The sequence below is a fragment of the Nannocystis pusilla genome (assembly GCF_026626665.1).
Classification (GTDB): domain Bacteria; phylum Myxococcota_A; class Polyangia; order Nannocystales; family Nannocystaceae; genus Nannocystis; species Nannocystis pusilla.
In genome coordinates this window covers 7,838,543-7,855,192 of record NZ_JAPNKE010000002.1, presented here as the reverse complement: position 1 = coordinate 7,855,192, position 16,650 = coordinate 7,838,543, and the positions used below count along the sequence as shown (strand labels likewise).

Genomic DNA, 16,650 nt, shown 5'->3' with positions numbered 1-16,650 from the left:
GACTCCGCGCCGAACTCGCGAGGCGAGCGCGGGCGCAGCCGAGGTCGTGGTTCACCGAAGAGCCTCGAGTCGCTCCGCCGGGCTGACTTCACGCCGAGGTGACGCTCGCGTCGCGCACCTCGTCGCTCGAGAGCGCAGCGAGAGCGCGGGCCGAGGACGAGGTCACGAGCGGACGAGCCGTCGGCGAGGAGTTTCCACGCGCGGCGCAGGAGGTCGCCGGTCGCGTGCGGTTCGGAAATCGCGGACGGGCGACCGCCGTCGCGTCGAGGCCCCAGCCGTGACGCTCGCAGAAGACCCGCGAGCTTGCGCACGTGCGTCGACGACGGCAGCGGGTGTCCCCGCGCGTGGCCTTCCGGACGCGCAGCGATCGGCCGCTCGTGTATATTGCCGCGGCCTGAGGGGACGATGGACATGAAGATGGTCAGCCGAATTGCGCATGGGACAGTGCTCGCGGCGGTGTTCGCCGGTGGTTGCAGCGACGACGGGGGCACGGGCGCGGGCACCCAGAACGTCGACACCACGGCGCAGACGACCGACACGGGCGGCACGACGCAGAGCCCGGGGCCGACCTCGCAGCCGACCGGCGCGAGCGACGGCACGCAGTCCGGCGGCCAGACCAATACGACCAGCGAGCCCGACCCGACCGCAGGCCCGACGACCACTCCGCCGACCTCGACGACGACGACCGCGACGGCGACGACCACCGTCGACACGACGACGACGAACACGACCGCGTCCTCCACCACCGACGACGAGACCACCGGCGGCGCGGCCGGTGTGGTCCGCTTCGTGGTGCTCGGCGACGTCGGCGAGGGCAACGAGGACCAGTATCAGGTGGCCGACGCGATCATCGCGGTGTGCGAGCAGCGCGGCTGCGACTGGGCGATGCTCACCGGCGACAACTTCTACGACAGCGGCGTCGAGGGCGTCGACGACCCGCAGTGGCAGGAGAAGTTCGAGCTGCCGTACATGGGCATCACGTTCCCGATCTACGCGGTGCTCGGCAACCACGACTACGGCGGCAACGGCATCGGCGTCGACTTCGACACCAGCAAGTCGGACTACCAGGTCGAGTACACGCAGCACAGCGAGCTGTGGCGCATGCCCGACAAGTACTACTCGTGGAAGCAGGCCCACGCGGAGTTCTGGGGCCTCGACACCAACCAGGTGATGACCGACCCGTTCAACGGCAGCTCCGACGACCAGCAGAACTGGCTCGACCAGACCGTGGCGGCCAGCACCGCGACGTGGAAGATCGCCTTCGGCCATCACCCCTACCTCTCGAACGGCGACCACGGCAACGCCGGCGCCTACGAAGACCTCGAGGGCATCCCCCTGCCGTTCGTGGCCGGCGAGAGCGTCAAGGAGTTCATGGAGGAGTCGGTCTGCGGCAAGATCGACGTCTATATCTGCGGCCACGACCACACGATGCAGTGGCTGCAGGCGGCCTGCGGCACCGAGTTCATCGTCGCCGGCGCGGGCAGCAAGGCCAACACGATCGAGGGCGACAACCCGTTCCACTTCCAGATCGCCGAGATGGAAGGCTTCACCTGGGTCGAGCTCAACGACAACAGCTTCACCGGCGTCATCTACGACAAGAACGGCAACGAGCTGTACTCGCGCACGTTCTCCAAGTGAGCGCCCGCCCGCCCGCGACGCGCCCTCTCGTCAGGGGGCGCGTCGCTCGCGAGCGGCGCAGACGAGATGCGGTCGGGCCGCCGCGGGCGAGCGGCTGGAGCGTCGACGTCGAGCTCGTCTCGTCCCCCATCACCGGTGTCATCGACGGCAGGGCCGGGCCCCGGGCCGAACCGTGTGAACGGCGAAGTCCGCGGCCGTTCGGCGCGAGCGCGAGCGAGGCCCGCGGGTTGCCGCCGCGGTCCCGTCGAAGCACGGTGAACGCAGTCGGAGGACGACATGCCGTGGTCGATGTTGGGCTCGCTGATGAGCGTCGTATGGGCTTTCGCGGGCGCGGATGCCGGGGCGATGGCGTCGGCCCTGCGCGAGCGGGCGGCCGGTGATGCGGCGAGGTCCGCGGAGAGAGCGGGCGACGAGCCGCCGATGTGTCCGGCGGTCCCGACGATCGCCGAGGGAGAGTTCGCCGCCCGATTCACCGCGGCGGTCTGCGCCCAGAAGGCCGCGTGCGGCTGCGGCGGCGGGGTGGACTGCGTGGTGAGGCTGCGACCCAAGTTCGAGGCGGTGCAGAGGTACGCGCGGGACCATTCATGGGAGTACGACCCCGCGTGCGCGCTGCAGATCCTCGCCAGCGCGGTGTATCGGCGCGGATGCGGCCTCGAGTCCGGATTTTATGAGCCGTTTTCGCAGTGTGGCGGGCGCTGCGAGGTGTTCCGCGGCGACGTGCCGAGCGGCGGAGCGTGCCCCGATCTGGACACCGACGTGGCCGCCTACGCCGACTCCTGCGCCGCGGCTGACGAGTCTTGCGACATCCTCGACACCTTCACCTGCATGACTTTCGGCGAGCTGCCGACCATGCAGGTCGGCCAGACCTGCGCGGAGGACAACGGCAACGAGCTGGGCGAGTGCGCCGAGGGTCTGACGTGCAGCGTCGAATCCGACACGTGCGTGCCGGAGGTCGGCGCGGGAGAGGCCTGCGCCGACGATCCCACGGCGTGCGAGTTCGGGCTGTTCTGCGACGCCGGCGTGTGCGCGCCGCGACGCCTCGCCGGGGAGGCGTGCGTCGACAACTTTCAGTGCGAGGCGCTCGCCTGCATGAACGGCGTGTGCCGCGACGAGCCGGTGATCTGCCTCGTCGACGAGCCGAGCGACCTGGTGTTCCGCTTCACGATACGGCCCTGATGCGGCCTCGCGCTCAGGCGGCGGCTTCGGCGGTGCGCCCGAACAGCGCGAGGATGTTGCCCCAGCCGCCTTCGCCGCCGAGCGCCGCGGCCATCTGCTCGGCCTTATCGCCGTAGCGCTCGAGCAGGCGATGCTCGAGCTCGACGCGGGTGCCGTCGCCCTCGGGGATGAAGCGGACCTCGACCTCGGTCTGCTGGCCGGGGTCGTAGGCCCACTGGCAGTTGAGCTCCCACGAGAGGACCAGGCGACCGGGCGGCTGCCACACCTTCACATGTCCCCAGAGACACTCGGTGCCGTCGACCCCGCGCTCGAACCAGCGGCCGCCGGCGAACGGCTCGACCACGGCGGTGACGGCCGCGACCTGGCCGATGTGGTGGCTGACGAGCGGCCACCAGGTGCCGAGCTGCTCGGTGAACACGCGGAACGCTCGCTCGGGGGTGGTGGCGACGTGGATGGACTTGGAGACGAGCAGGCTCTGGCTCTGGGGGACGGGGATCGGTTGGTTCATGGCGCTTCCTTGTCGTCGTCGTGGTGGCCGGGCTCGTCGGCCTCGGCCGCCTGCTTGAACGCCGACAACGCGAGCATCCAGAAGCGGTCGAGGTCGGCGCGCAGGCGGGCGATGCCCGCGGTGTGGATCGTGTAGACGCGCCGCGTGCCCTCGGCGCGGTACACCACGAGCCCGGCCTCCTTGAGGACGCGCAGGTGCTGCGAGACCGCCGGGCGACTGATCGGCAGCTTGTCGGCCAGCTCGCCCACGGAGTGGGGCCGGTCCGCAAGACGCTCGAAGATCACCCGCCGACTCGGGTCGCCCAGCGCGTCCCAGGGGTTGGTTTGGTAAGTCGGCACGAACGGTAAGTTACAACGAACTCATGGCGCGTCAAGCCGCTTTGCAGCCATCGGGCGCGCTGCGGAGAATGCGCGGGGCGTCGATGCCGAGCACGGGAAGCGGCTTATGACCGGCGGTCAGATCGTGATCGGGACGGCCGGCAGCGACGCGACATGTCCGAAGAGACATGTCTTCGTGGCCCGATGCATGAGCGCGCCATCCCGTGCCGCGAAGCGCGAGCTCCCGCAGCGGCGGCACGAGGGCAGCGTCCCTCGGTCGGCGTGGCGGGGGGCGCCGCGAACGTCGCCGGAAGACCTGGCCTGAGGGGCATGGCCTATGCGCCATGTCTCATCAGACAGCAGCGCATGTCACCGTCGGAGCGCCTGGCGTTCGTCTTCGCGGTTCGACGCGGGCGGAGGCGCAGGCCTCGCGAGCCACGACCTGCGGGCCGACGATGCGCGCGCAGGAAAAGGCTCAGCGCTCGTCTTCGCCGCGGTAGATGCAGCCGGAGGTGCAGGTCTCGCGGACCACGACCTGCGACAGGCCGGGCAGGGCGGGCAGCATGCGGCGCCAGATCCACCGGGCCAGCAGCTCGCTGGTCGGGTTCTCGAGGCCCTCGACCTCGTTGAGATAGTTGTGGTCGAGCAGCGCGTGCAGCGGCTGCCAGGCGGCGCCGATGTCGGCGAAGTCGACGACCCAACCGCTCGTCTCGCCGACCGGGCCGGTCACGTGGATCTCGATCATGAACGAGTGGCCGTGGAGGCGCGCGCACTTGTGGTTCGCGGGCACGTTCGGCAGGCGGTGGGCGGCCTCGAAGCGGAACTGTTTAAAAATGTCCATGGCTCGGCGGCGGGGGCGGAGAGTAACGGAAGCCGGCGCGCGCGCCGAGCTGGGCGAGCTCACGGGCGCCGGGGTGGCCGGCTAGAAGCGCCAGAAGAGGGCCTGGGCCGCACGGGCGCGGCGGACGGCCGCCTCGCCGCCAGGGCTGGCGGGGCCGCCGCCGGGTGGGGTGCTGCCGGCGAGGACCGCCGTGCAGGCGTGGACGCTGTCGGCCAGGCCGCGCAGGTCGTAGCCCCCCTCGAGCAGGAGGACCACGCGGCCGTCGGCGAGGCGGTCGGCGAGGTCGCAGACCACCCCGCAGAGGTGGGCGAAGCCGTCGGCGGTGACCTGCATGTCGCCGAGGGGATCGTCGCGGTGCGGGTCGAAGCCGGCGGACACGAGGATCAGCTCGGGGGCGAATTGCTCAGCGATCGGGGTCAGGAGGTCGCGGTAGATCGCCGCGTAGTCGCCGTCGCCGAGGCCGCCGGGCAGCGGGACGTTGACCGTGAAGCCGCGGCCGTCGCCGTTGCCGACCTCTCCCGCCGCGCCGGTGCCCGGGTAGTGCGGCGACTGATGGGTGTTGAACACCAGGACGTCGCGCCGGCCCTCGAACAGGTGCTGGGTGCCGTTGCCGTGGTGGACGTCCCAGTCGATCACCAGCACGCGCGACAGCCCGAGCGCGACGCGGGCGTGCTCGGCGGCCGCGGCGATGTTGCTGAACACGCAGAAGCCCATGGCCATGCTGTGCTCCGCGTGGTGGCCCGGCGGGCGCACGAGGGCGAAGGCGCGGCGGGCGGCGCCGCCGACCACGGCCTCGACGGCGGCGATACCTGCCCCTGCGGCCAGGTAGGCGGCGTCGACGCTGCCGGGGGCGAGCAAGACGTCGGGGTCGAGGTCGAAGGCGACGCCGCGGGCGCGGTCGACGGCGTCGACGTAGATCGGGTGATGCACGCGGAGGACCTGCTCGCGCGTGGCCGGGGTGGCCGACTGCCAGCGCGTGCCGGCGATCGGCTGGCTCTGCAGCTTGTCGCGGATCGCCCGCAGCCGCGCCGGGCTCTCGGGGTGGTGAGGGCTCTGCTCGTGGCCGAGCATGCGATCGTCACAGACGAGGAGCGTGTCGTGCGCCATGGCGTGGCTCGGCAGCATAGTCGCCGGCATCCGCCGATGCTACCGATCACGAATGCGAGGTCGCGGCGCCGGCCGGGACCTGGCGCACCTCCTGCTTCCCGTGCGAGACGATCGCGCGACCGGAGCGCCGCGCGTGGACCTGCGTGATCTCGGCGCCGAACAGGACGATGAGCGACGAGTAGTAGACCCACGCCATCAGCACGACCACCGAGCCGGCCGCGCCGTAGGCCGAGCCGACGGCGGCGCGGCCGAGGTAGACGCCGAGCCCCCACTGGCCGACGGTGAACAGCAGCGAGGTGGTGGCGGCGCCGATGGCCACCTCGCGCCAGCGGACCTCGGCGTTCGGCAACAGCTTGAACAGCAGCGCGAACACGCCGGTCATCACCGTCAGCGAGACGCCGAGGTCGACGAGCCGCCAGAACCACCCGAGGCCTTCGACGCCGGGCATCGACGACAGGCCGGAGACGATCGAGCCGGCCACCAGCAGGGCGACGACCGCGGCGCCGAGGGCGAGGATGAGGACGAGGCCGAGGAGGCGCCCGCGCACGGTGTTGCGCCAGCCGGTCTGGCTCGGGGCGGCGCCCCAGATGTGATCGAGCGCCGACTGCAACTGCCCGAAGGCCGTGGTCGCGCCGACCAACATCACCACGCCGCTGATGATCGCCGACAGCCACCCGCCGCCGGCCTTGTGCGCGTGGGCGAGGATGTCCTGCGCCAGCCCGGCGGCCTCTCCGCCGATGAGGTGCTCGAGCCGGTCGACGACCTCGCCGCGCGCGGCCTCCTCGCCGTAGATAAGGCCGACGATCGCCACCAGCAGCAGCAGGAACGGCGCCAGCGACAGCATCGTATAGTAGGACAGCGCGCCCGCCTGCGTGAACGGGTCCTCGCGCGAAAACTCGAGCCCCGCGTCCTTGAGCAACAGGAAGATCTTCCGCAGTGTTCGCATGGCGGCTTCTCCGGCTTGCCCGGCGATCTTGATCCGGATCGCCGGGCGCGGCCAGCGAAGCGCAGAGCGGGGGTGTAGAGGGGCGTCGGCGAACACATGTCCGAAGGGGCATGTTGTTGCAGGCATGTCATGATCGCGTCGGCGCGGACGTCGTCCGTTCGCGGACTTTGCGCGGCAGCGCGGCCGGACAGCCTCAAAACGGCTGGAGGACGGCCCGCGCGAGGAATCTTGCGCCCGCGCGCGTGGCCCCTGAGGCCGGTCGAGATCATAGTTCGCGCGTCATGCGCCCGCTGTGGACATGTCTCTTCGGACTGGTGCTCGCGGTCCTCGTCGGCTGCTCGAGCAAGCTCGACGACGTCCGCGGGTCCGACGCCTACATCAAGGACGTTCAGTTCGTCGGGGTCGAGCGGTTCCCGGAGAAGGAGCTGCTGGCGTACCTGCACATGGGGGAGACGTCGATCCTGCCGTGGAAGGACCGCTACGCGTTCCTGCCCGCCAACATCCCGGTCGACGCCAAGCGCATCGTCGAGGTCTACAAGGCCCACGGCTACTACGACGCCGAGGTGGTGTCGATCACCCCGGTGGTGAAGGCCGGGCGCGTGCGCCTGTTCACCCGCACGCCGGGTGAGCGCCGCCCGGGCAAGGCGACCATCAAGGTGGTCGTCCGCGAGGGCGAGCCGACGCTGGTCAAGAAGATCGAGCTGACGTTCCCGGCCGGTCGCCCCGGCGTCGCCGTCGGCGACCCGCGGGTCGGCGAGGACGCGCTGCGCAAGCGGATCGCGCTCCAGACCGAGAGCGCGTTCGAGGTGCCGAAGCTGAACCGCTCGACCGAGCAGCTGCTCGAGACGCTGCGCGACGCCGGCTACGCGAAGGCGGAGGTGCGCGAGTCGGCCGAGGTGATGCCCGGCGTCGGCGCCACCGTGCGCTTCGAGATCCGCCCCGGCCCGTACTACAAGATCGGCGAGATCCGCTTCGAAGGCCTCGGCAACGTGCCCGAGAAGTACGTCCGCAACGAGTCCGACTACGCGCCCGGCAAGCCGTACTCGCCGAAGCTGGTGAAGAAGGTCGAGGCGGCGACCTACGGCCTCGAGGTGTTCGACACCGTCACGATCGAAGAGAAGCCGTCGGAGTCGAAGCCGGGGACGATCGACCTGGTCGTCAAGGCGCGCCCGGCCAAGCCGCAGTCGATCAAGCTCGGCGCCGGCTTCGGCCTCGACCCGGTGCGCTGGGAGCAGCGCGGCAGCCTGCTCTACACCCACAAGAACCTCTTTAAAAACCTGACCCGCTTCGACCTGCGCGCGCGCGCCGGCTACGCCGAGCTGCCGAGCATGTTCAACCCGCAGGAGCACGGGCCGATCGTCAAGTTCGAGCCGACGCTGCGGCAGAAGGGGCTGATCGAGAAGCGCACGGTGGCGTCGCTGTCGCCGGCGTTCGAGCTCGGGATCTGGGAGGGCTACCAGTTCTACAGCCCGACCATGCGGGCCGGCCTGTCGCGCTTCTTCAGCCGCTTCGTCGAGGCCGAGCTCGCCTACAACTTCCGCTTCGTCGACTTCTTCAACGTGTCGCCGACCCTCAAGGGCCAGGACTCGATCCTCGGGCTCGACTTCCGCGACCCGTACACGCTCAGCTACCTCGAGCCGTCGCTGCGCATCTACCTCACCGACTCGGTGCTGCGGCCGAAGAACGGCGCGATCCTCGGGGTCGTCTACGACATCATGGGCCTGGGCGGCGACTTCAGCGCGCATCGCGTGCGCCCCAGCATCCGCCTGTACTGGACGCCGCACTGGCGCATCACCTTCGCGGGCCGCTTCGAGATGGGGTGGATCGTGCCGTGGGGCCCCCGGGGCGGCGCGCCGATCGACATGCGCTTCTACCTCGGCGGCGCCGACACCGTGCGCGGCTGGGGCCTGCGGCGGCTGTCGCCGCAGGTGTTCCCCGACGGCTGCGTGCCCGGCGAGGCCGATTGTCGCGGCATCCCCGTGGGCGGCAACACCATGATCCTCGCCAACATCGAGGCGCGCATCCGGGCCACCGAGATGCTCAGCTTCGTCGCCTTCGTCGACGGCGGCGACGTGCGCGCCGGGGTCAATCAATTCGCGCTGAAACAATTCAACTACTCGGCTGGGCCCGGTGTCCGCCTCGACACGCCGATCGGCATGTTCCGCCTGGACGTGGGCTTCCGCCTCAACGAGACCGAATACGCCCGCGACCAGAAGATCTGGGCCGTGCACTTCGGGCTCGGTGAAGCATTCTAACCAAGGGCTGCAGGGGACGCGATGACGAGGCTCGGGAAGATCGCACGCACGACGCTGAAGGGGCTGGCGATCCTCATGTCGATCGTGGTCGGCGCGGTCGTCGTGCTCCTGACCACCAACGTCGGCCTGCGGCTCGCGCTGCGCGTCGGCCTGCCGATCTACAACGACAAGATCGCCGGCAGCGTGGCGATCGAGGCGGCCGAGGGCTCGCTGCTGGGCTCGTTCACCCTGCGCGGCGTGACGCTGTCCGACCGCGAGGGCCGCGCGCTGATCACCGCCGACGCGCTCGCGCTGGAGTGGTCGCCGCTGGCCCTGCTCGGCAAGGACCTCGCGGTCGACTCGCTGGTGCTCGAGCGCCCGCGCGTCTACCTGCCCGGGCCCGGCGGCAGCTTCGCCGACATCGCGCCGCCCGGTGATGATGTCCCGAAGGACATGTCCGAGCCGCCAGGTCCGAACCTGCCGCTCGCCATCGCCGCGGCCCTGCAGCTGCGCGACGGCGCGGTCTACTTCGCCGACGGCGCGCCGATCGTCGAGGCGCTCGACCTCGACCTGCGCGCGCGCGGGGTCGGCCGCGCGGCCGAGGCGGAGATCACCGCGGGGCGCGGGCGACTGCTCGGGAGCCGCGAGATCGAGGAGCTGGTGCTGCGCGCGCTGGGGCTCGCCGGTGGCGACGGTCGAGGGATTGCGCGTGGTGGCGGACGCGGCGTCGATCGAGATCCCCCAGGCGCAGCTCGATGTGCGCTCGTGGCGGATGCTCGTCGACGTGAAGGCCCGCGCGGCGCTGGGGCTGCTGGCGGAGTACCTGCCGCCGGGCTCGGTGGAGAAGCTGATGGCGCCGGCGGGGACGCTCGAGCTGGCGGTCTCGGCGGAGGGTGTCCCCGAGGACATGGCGGGCGAGGTCCGCCTGGCGCTGGCGCCGAACCTGGCGCTGCGGCTCGCGGGCGCGGGCGCGTGGCGCGGGACGCCGGAGGCCGACGTCACGATGATGGTCGACGCCGACCTGGCGCCGTGGACGCAGTCGCGGCTCGGCCGGGTGCGCCCGACGCTCGAGCTGCACGCGCGGCAGATGCCGAGCAAGCGGCTGGCGCTGGCCGGCGGGCTGCGCTGCCCCGAGTGCGCGTCGCTCGGCGGGCTGTCGCTCGACGTCGACGGCGTGGTCGACCCGGCCGGCAAGAACCTGTCCCTCGAGGCAGCTCTGGACGCGGCCGGGATCGGCGCGCTGGTCGACGTGACCGCCGTGGGCGGGTCGCTGCGCGAGATCGACTGGCGCCTGTCTGTGATCGACGTGGCCCGCCCGGCCGGGGTCGGGCGTCAGTTCGCCAGGCTGCCCGACCTGGCCGGCACGCTCTCGGGCCGCGGCGCGTGCGTCGGGCCGGAGCTGCGCTGCGCCGGCGCGCTCGAGCTGCGCCGGGTCGACGCCGCGGGCGTGGCGGTCGACCACGCGCGCATCGATCTGGATGTCCTTCAGGGCATGTCCGGTGGGACAGTCGCGGTCGCGCTCGAGGCGCTGCGGGTCGGCGGGCAGACCGTCGATCGCGGCGAGGTCCGGCTCGACGTCGAGAAGCTGGCGCCCGGGCCGGTGGCGCCGCCGGTGCCGGCCGCGCTGCCGCCGCTGCTCGCGCGGGTGCGGGCGGGGGCGCTCGGGCCGGGCACGGGGGCCGAGGTCGACGTGTCCGTTCGGACAGGTCAGGAGCTGCGCGCCGACCTCGACAAGCTGAAGGCCGAGTTCGCCGGCTTCCACGCCGAGCTCGAGAAGCCGGCGAAGGCGGTGCTGTCGGGCACGAAGCTGGAGGTCGACGACCTGGCGCTGAAGATCGCCGGCGGGCGCCTCGCGGCCGGGGGTGTGCTCGACGCCGACGGGCCGAGCGACATCAAGGTCGACCTCAGCGGGCTGGCGCTGGCGCGGCTGCGGCCGCTGCTGCCGAAGCTGCGGCCGGCCGGGCTCGCCTCGGCGAACGTGCGCGTCCACGGCCGCCCGGAGGCGCCTTCGGTCGCGGCGGACGTGCGGATCGCCCGCGCCGGCCTCCAGGGCAAGACCTTCGGCGACCTCGACGTCGCGGCTCGCCTCGACGGCGGCCGCGCCGAGGTCGACGTCAATCTGCACGGGCCGCTGGCGCGCGAGCTGAAGGTGCGGGCAGAGGTGCCTGTTCATGTGAACATGTCACTGCGGACAGGTTCGATCGGCCAGGCGTACACCAAGGTCGAGCTGCGGGCCCAGGAGGTGCGGCTGGCGCAGCTGCAGCAGTGGGTGAAGCGGCCGGAGATCGCCGGGCGGCTCGACGGCATGGTGCTGTTCGAGGCCAACGGCACCGACGGGCCGCTGGCGACCCCGCGGGTGCTGACCGAGTGGCGCGCGAAGGGGCTGACGATCGCCGGCGCGCCGGTCGGCGACGTCGCGGTCAGCGTCAGCCACCGCGGCGAGTGGCTGCAGGGCAAGGTCGACCTCCACCGCAGCGGCGGGCGGGCGCAGGTCGACGTGCAGGTGCCGCTCGAGCTCGACCCGCTGCGCGGCCGCTTCGCGTGGCACCGCGAGCGCGACCACCGGGTCCTGGTGCAGCTCGACGACATCGACGTCGCCGACCAGCTCGACGCGATCGCGCCGGGGCACGACGCCGGCGGCAAGCTGACCCTGCGGGCCGAGATGACCGGTCCGGCCACCAAGCCCGAGCTGCAGGCCGAGCTGCGCGGCGAGAACCTCATGCACCGCCGGATCGCCCTCGGCTCGCTGTCGCTGCTGGCGACCATGCGCGACGGCGGCGCGGCGGTCGACCTCTCGGGCGGCGGCGGCCAGGTCGGGCGCTTCCAGGTGCGCGCGCTGGCCCCGGTCGCGCTCGACGCCTCGGGCGTGCGCTGGCGTCGCGACGGCTGGTACGCGCTGATGCTCGACCTCCGCGAGCTCGAGCTGGCGCCGCTCGAGCCGCTGCTCGGGCTCAACCTCGGCGGGCGCATCAGCGGCGGGGTCACCTTCGACGGCGCGGGCCGTCACCCGAAGCTGCGCGGAGCTGTCCGTGCGGACAGGTTTTCGTTCAAGGGCCAGCCGGTCGGCGCGCTGCGGGCCGAGCTCGAATTCCGCGACGGCCTGGCCAAGGTCGACGCGCACGGCCGCATGGGCAAGATCACGACCCTCGAGCTGTCGGGCCGGGTGCCGCTCGACGTCGACCTGCGCTCGGGCGAGTTCGCGTGGGCGACCGAGCGGCCGGGCAAGGTCAAGCTCGCCATCGAGAAGCTCGACCACGACGCGCTCGAGCCGTTCAGCCCGCTGCCGCAGCAGGCGCTGGTGGCCCTGAACATCCACGCCCAGGCCGAGATGGACGCCGAGCACGTGCGCGGCAAGGCCCTCGTCAGCGGCGAGATCGGCCACAAGGTGCTGGGCGGGCTGCCGCTGAAGATCCAGGCCGACGTCGACGACGCCAAGCAGGCGGTGCGCGGCAGCCTCGGCCGGCGCACCGAGAAGGGCAGGCTTGAGTTCGCGGTCGACACCAAGGCGTCGATCCCCGAGCTGCGCGCCAAGCAGGCCAAGCTGACCGACGCGCCGCTGCGCGGCGAGCTCAAGGCGAACGCGACCGACCTCCGCTACCTCAGCGGCTTCTTCCCCGAGGCGATCTACGACTTCACCGGCTTCTTCTCGAGCGAGGTCACCGCCAGCGGCGTGATCGGCAAGCCGAAGCTGCGCGGACAGGCGCGGCTGCAGAAGGGCGGCGTGACGGTGGTGGCGCTGCAGCAGCGGTTCCGCGACCTGAACTTCCAGATCGACGCCGACGGCCCGGAGGTCAAGCTGACCAGCCTCACCGCGACCAGCGGCGAGGGTCGGCTCAAGGCCACCGGCGGGGTCAAGTTCGCCAGCGGCGGCAAGATCGACGCCGACGCCGACCTCACCCTGCGCAGCTTCCCGGTGGTCCGTCCGGGCCTGCCGCAGATGATCGTCGACACTCACGTGCGCGCCGACGTCAAGCGCAGCGCGGAGGGGCTCGGCGTGGCGATCGACGTCGACGGCGCCGAGGTGTGGGTGTCCGACCTGACGACGCGCGCGCCCGACCCGCTGCCGGAGAACGAGCACGTCAAGATCGTCACCGGGCCGCTGCCCGAGCTGCAGGCGGCGCTCGGCAGCCAGGCGGCCGCGGCGAGCGACAAGGAGTCGGCGGTGGTGCTCGCCGAGGAGCGCACGCTGCCGCCGTCGAAGACCCCGCCGACGGCCGACGTCGAGAACAGCCACCTCGACCTCGAGGTGCGGCTCAAGCAGCCGGTCCATATCAAGGGCGTGTCGATGGACATGAACTGGAGCGGCGCGCTGGCGCTGCACCGCAAGGGCGAAAAGGCCGAGGTCACCGGCGGCTTCCGCTCCGACCGCGGCCGCTTCGAACTGCTCGGCAACCGCTTCACCATCGACCAGGGCCGCGTATTCCTGCCGGAGGACGGCACGACGGTCGACCCGTACCTCGACCTCACCGCCGACACGACCACGCCGCAGGCCGAGGTGACCGTGGCGATCCGCGGCCGCCTCAGCCGGCCCGAGCTCAAGCTGCGCTCGCGCCCGTCGCTGACCGAGGGGCAGATCTTCGCGCTGCTGCTGACCGGCACCGCCGACACGCAGGAGAGCGACCCGAAGAAGACGCAGGCCAGCGCGGCCGGCCTGCTCGTCAACTTCAGCAACCCGACGCTGTCGCGCTTCGCCGACCAGAAGCTCGGCATCGACCGCATCAAGTTCGGCTTCGCCGACGACGTGACGCAGCCGGTGCTGAGCGTCGGCAAGCACCTGACGAAGAAGATCTACGCCGAGACCACCTACCACCACAACGCGCCGATCCGGACCAACCGCATCGAGGGCTCGTTCGAGTACCGCTTCAAGCCGCAGTGGTCGGTGGAGACCTTCTTCGGCGACGCCGCCGTCGGCGGCCTCGACGTGTTCTGGCGTCGCACCTTCGGCCGCACCGGCGCCGAGAAGCTGCCCCCGATCCGCGACCCCGAGCACCACCCGCCGCCCAAGACGACGCCGACGAAGCAGACGGCGCAGGTCGACACGACCCGCTGAGCCTTCGCCGGGAGCCAGGGCCGCGTCGGCGCTAGCCCGGATTTCTCACCACGGATAGGAATTCCGGCCGTACATCCCGAGTTAGAGCGGGTGTGAAACGATTGCCTGTCACCCAGGGGTACGGCCGGAACACGACAAGGTGTATCCGCACCGAGTTCGACTTTCAACCCGCCGGGCGGCGGCGAGTCGAGGCCGCCTTCGACGCCGGGCGGGTCAGCTCGGACGGCGGCTTGCTGCTGCTGCGCGAGCTGACCAAGAGTTCAGGAGTGTTCCGACGCTTCGCGGCCTGCTTCCGGGACCACCGAGATTCGAGCCGCATCGAGCACACCGTCGAGGAACTGCTCGCGCAGCGCGTGCTGGGCTTGCTGTGCGGCTACGAGGATCTGAACGACCACGACACGCTCCGCGACGACGCCCTGTTGGCGCTTGCGGTGGGCAAGGCCGACCCGACGGGCGAGCAGCGCAAGCGGGAGCGCGACCGGGGTCACGCGCTGGCCGGCAAGAGCACGCTGAACCGTCTGGAGCTGGCGAGGCCGATCGTGGCCGGCGACGAGCGCTACAAGAAGAGCAGCTACGACGACCACGGCATCCAGCGCCTCTTCGTCGACACCTTCCTCGCCGCGCATGACCGGCCGCCGGCCGAGCTCATCCTCGATCTCGACGCGACGGACGACCCCGTACACGGCCAGCAGGAGGGCCGCTTCTTCCACGGCTTCTACGACAGCTACTGCTACCTTCCGCTGTACGTCTTCTGCGGCGACTTCCTCCTCGGCGCTGCGCTGAACACGGCCGACAAGCAGCCGGTCAGCGGCGCGCTCGAGGAGCTCGAGCGGATCGTCGGGCAGCTCCTCGCGCGCTGGCCCGACGTCCGGATCATCGTGCGCGGCGACTCCGGCTTCTGCCGCGACGAGGTCATGCGTTGGTGCGAGGACAACGGCCTCTTCTTCGTCCTCGGCCTGCAGAAGAACTCGCGCCTGATCGCCGAGATCGAGGACGAAATGAAGCAGGCCCGCGCCCTCTCCGAGCAGACCGGCAAGAACGCGCGCGTCTTCAAGGACTTTCGCTACGAGACCACCCGTTCCTGGTCCTGCGAGCGTCGAGTTATCGGCAAGGCCGAGTACACGACGGACAAGGAGAACCCGCGCTTCGTCGCCACCAATCTGTCGAGCGACGAGTACGACGCGCGCACGCTCTACGAAGACCTCTACTGCGCCCGCGGTGACATGGAGAACCGCATCAAAGAGCAGCAACTCGGCCTCTTCGCCGACCGCACCAGCGCCCACACGCTGCGTGCCAACCAGCTCCGCCTGTGGCTCTCGTCCGTCGCCTACATGATCCTCAACGAGCTCCGCCGCCTCGCTCTCGCCGGCACCGAGCTCGCCCACGCCCAGGTCTCCACCATCCGCACGAAGCTGCTCAAGATCGGCGCCATCGTCACCACCTCGGTCCGCCGGATCCGCGTCTCCCTCAGCTCGGTTTTCCCGCTCCAGCAGGTGTGGTGGCGGGCCCTCGAGAACCTCCACCGACATCACGTCATGAGACCCTGACGCCCCTCGACAACCTCCGTCTCAGCGGTGCGCCGCGCTGCGCGCCGGGGCTCGTCTGTCCTCATGGACATGTGGCTCAGAAAGCGTCGCCAGCCTTGTAATCCGGCTTACAGCTCGATCTCGCGCGATCCCGACAGCATGACAAGCGCAGCCCTCGCCCACGTCATCACCGCCCGCGAGTTCGCCCGCCAAGCCGCTCAACAACCGCTCGGCAGGCGCTGCTAACCCGTGGTGAGAAATCCGGGCTAGCGAGGCGTCCACGCGGCCCTCGCGTTTGCGCTGCATGCCCGCAAGGACAGGTGGTGCATTCGCCGGAATCCTGCGGCATGCGCGCCGTAGGCCTGCGCGCTCGCCGCGTCGCCTGCCGCGCCCGCCCAGATCGCCCGCTAGAGCCGAAATAACGACGTTCAAAGGGCGTAGGCCAGTTCGCCCGAGGGGCAACCGCGATCAGACTGTGAACAGGAGCAGAGAACGAAACATGGCCATCAATCAGGATCAGGCGCAGGGTAAGTGGGACCAGATCAAGGGCAAGGCCAAGCGGATCTGGGGCGAGCTTACCGACGACGATTTCCTCAAGGCAGAGGGCTCGGCCGACAAGCTGTACGGCATCATTCAGGAGCGCTTCGGCGACGGAAAGGAGGCGATTCAACGCAAACTCGAGGACCTCCATCTGCCATAGCAACGAAGCGCCGGCGACATGTGGCCGCCGGCTGAATCACCGCGCCTGCCCCCTCGTGCAATCGGGGGCGGGCGCGGTCCCTTTAAGGGCCAGAAGCCCGTAGGAGCCTGAATTCTGGCACGTACGTGCTGGGCTCGCTGCCCTGAGAATCGACGCGCCGGGGTTGATTGTGCATAATGAGATGATCAAAATGGCGATAGCATCGTTGCCCGGCCGCCCGACCTGCCTATTAATATCCGTAGGAGGAAAAAACAATGCTTCGTTGGGCCGTCGTCTTCTTCATCATCTCGATCATCGCTGCGATCTTCGGCTTCGGCGGTGTCGCCAACGCCGCCTCCGACATCGCGCAGGTGCTGTTCTTCATCTTCATCGTGATCTTCGCGGTGATGCTGGTCGCCGGCCTCGTGGCGGGCAAGAAGATCGCCGGCTGAGGCGCCCCGCGCCGCGCTGTCCCGCGCGGGACGGCGCGCCGGAGGGCGCACCGCGGACGCTTCCACGAGCCCGCGGTGCTGCGAGCGACGAGTTCAGCCGTGCGCGGGTCGATGACGACCGCCGCGCACCGCGTCGCGTGACGGCCACGGGCCAGGTCACGTGGCGCGCGCCCCGC

Annotated in this window: 12 protein-coding genes; 7 read left to right on the top strand and 5 right to left on the bottom strand. The window is 70.8% G+C overall.

What is annotated here, in order from left to right; genetic code table 11:
* Positions 1–411 precede the first annotated feature (411 nt).
* Both OV079_RS34495 and OV079_RS34490 read left to right on the top strand, forming a co-directional pair.
* On the top strand, positions 412–1,638 hold the full coding sequence (locus OV079_RS34495) for a metallophosphoesterase (protein ID WP_267773602.1): 1,227 nt from the start codon (positions 412–414) through the stop codon (positions 1,636–1,638).
* Between the two features lie 420 nt (positions 1,639–2,058).
* Complete coding sequence (locus tag OV079_RS34490; protein WP_267773601.1) at positions 2,059–2,814, top strand: hypothetical protein; 756 nt, start codon at positions 2,059–2,061, stop codon at positions 2,812–2,814.
* 13 nt (positions 2,815–2,827) lie between these two features.
* On the opposite strand, the gene OV079_RS34485 is transcribed toward OV079_RS34490, so the two are convergent.
* The 5 genes from OV079_RS34485 to OV079_RS34465 all read right to left on the bottom strand — a co-directional run bounded on the left by OV079_RS34485 (position 2,828) and on the right by OV079_RS34465 (position 6,533).
* Positions 2,828–3,322 carry an SRPBCC family protein gene (locus OV079_RS34485; protein WP_267773599.1) on the bottom strand — a complete coding sequence of 165 codons (495 nt, stop codon included), beginning with the start codon at positions 3,320–3,322 and terminating at the stop codon, positions 2,828–2,830.
* Positions 3,319–3,660 carry an ArsR/SmtB family transcription factor gene (locus OV079_RS34480; protein WP_267773597.1) on the bottom strand — a complete coding sequence of 114 codons (342 nt, stop codon included), beginning with the start codon at positions 3,658–3,660 and terminating at the stop codon, positions 3,319–3,321. Before OV079_RS34480 ends, OV079_RS34485 begins: the two co-directional genes overlap by 4 nt.
* A gap of 454 nt (positions 3,661–4,114) precedes the next feature.
* Positions 4,115–4,480, bottom strand: coding sequence for a 6-carboxytetrahydropterin synthase QueD (gene queD / locus OV079_RS34475; RefSeq protein WP_267773595.1), 366 nt, complete (start codon positions 4,478–4,480; stop codon positions 4,115–4,117).
* A gap of 81 nt (positions 4,481–4,561) precedes the next feature.
* Entirely contained in the window at positions 4,562–5,617 is a 1,056-nt protein-coding gene (locus OV079_RS34470) for a histone deacetylase family protein (RefSeq protein WP_267773594.1), read from the bottom strand.
* 16 nt (positions 5,618–5,633) lie between these two features.
* Complete coding sequence (locus tag OV079_RS34465) at positions 5,634–6,533, bottom strand: YihY/virulence factor BrkB family protein (protein ID WP_267773593.1); 900 nt, start codon at positions 6,531–6,533, stop codon at positions 5,634–5,636.
* A 281-nt stretch (positions 6,534–6,814) separates the two neighbouring features.
* Between OV079_RS34465 and OV079_RS34460 the strand changes: the two genes are divergently transcribed.
* The 5 genes from OV079_RS34460 (at position 6,815) to OV079_RS34440 (ending at position 16,474) form a co-directional block, all read left to right on the top strand.
* Positions 6,815–8,788 (top strand): BamA/OMP85 family outer membrane protein, encoded by a 1,974-nt coding sequence (locus OV079_RS34460; protein WP_267773592.1) that lies wholly within the window; start codon positions 6,815–6,817, stop codon positions 8,786–8,788.
* Between the two features lie 664 nt (positions 8,789–9,452).
* A complete protein-coding gene (locus OV079_RS56465; RefSeq protein WP_267773590.1) occupies positions 9,453–13,817 on the top strand; it encodes a translocation/assembly module TamB domain-containing protein in 4,365 nt (1,454 codons plus the stop codon).
* 101 nt (positions 13,818–13,918) lie between these two features.
* Positions 13,919–15,364, top strand: coding sequence for an IS1380 family transposase (locus OV079_RS34450; RefSeq protein ID WP_267778721.1), 1,446 nt, complete (start codon positions 13,919–13,921; stop codon positions 15,362–15,364).
* Between the two features lie 484 nt (positions 15,365–15,848).
* The gene (locus OV079_RS34445; protein WP_346660444.1) at positions 15,849–16,043 is read left to right on the top strand and encodes a CsbD family protein; all 195 of its coding nucleotides are present in this window, start codon (positions 15,849–15,851) and stop codon (positions 16,041–16,043) included.
* A 254-nt stretch (positions 16,044–16,297) separates the two neighbouring features.
* Positions 16,298–16,474: a DUF1328 domain-containing protein gene (locus tag OV079_RS34440; protein WP_267712013.1), complete on the top strand. Its 177-nt coding sequence runs from the start codon at positions 16,298–16,300 to the stop codon at positions 16,472–16,474.
* Positions 16,475–16,650 lie beyond the last annotated feature (176 nt).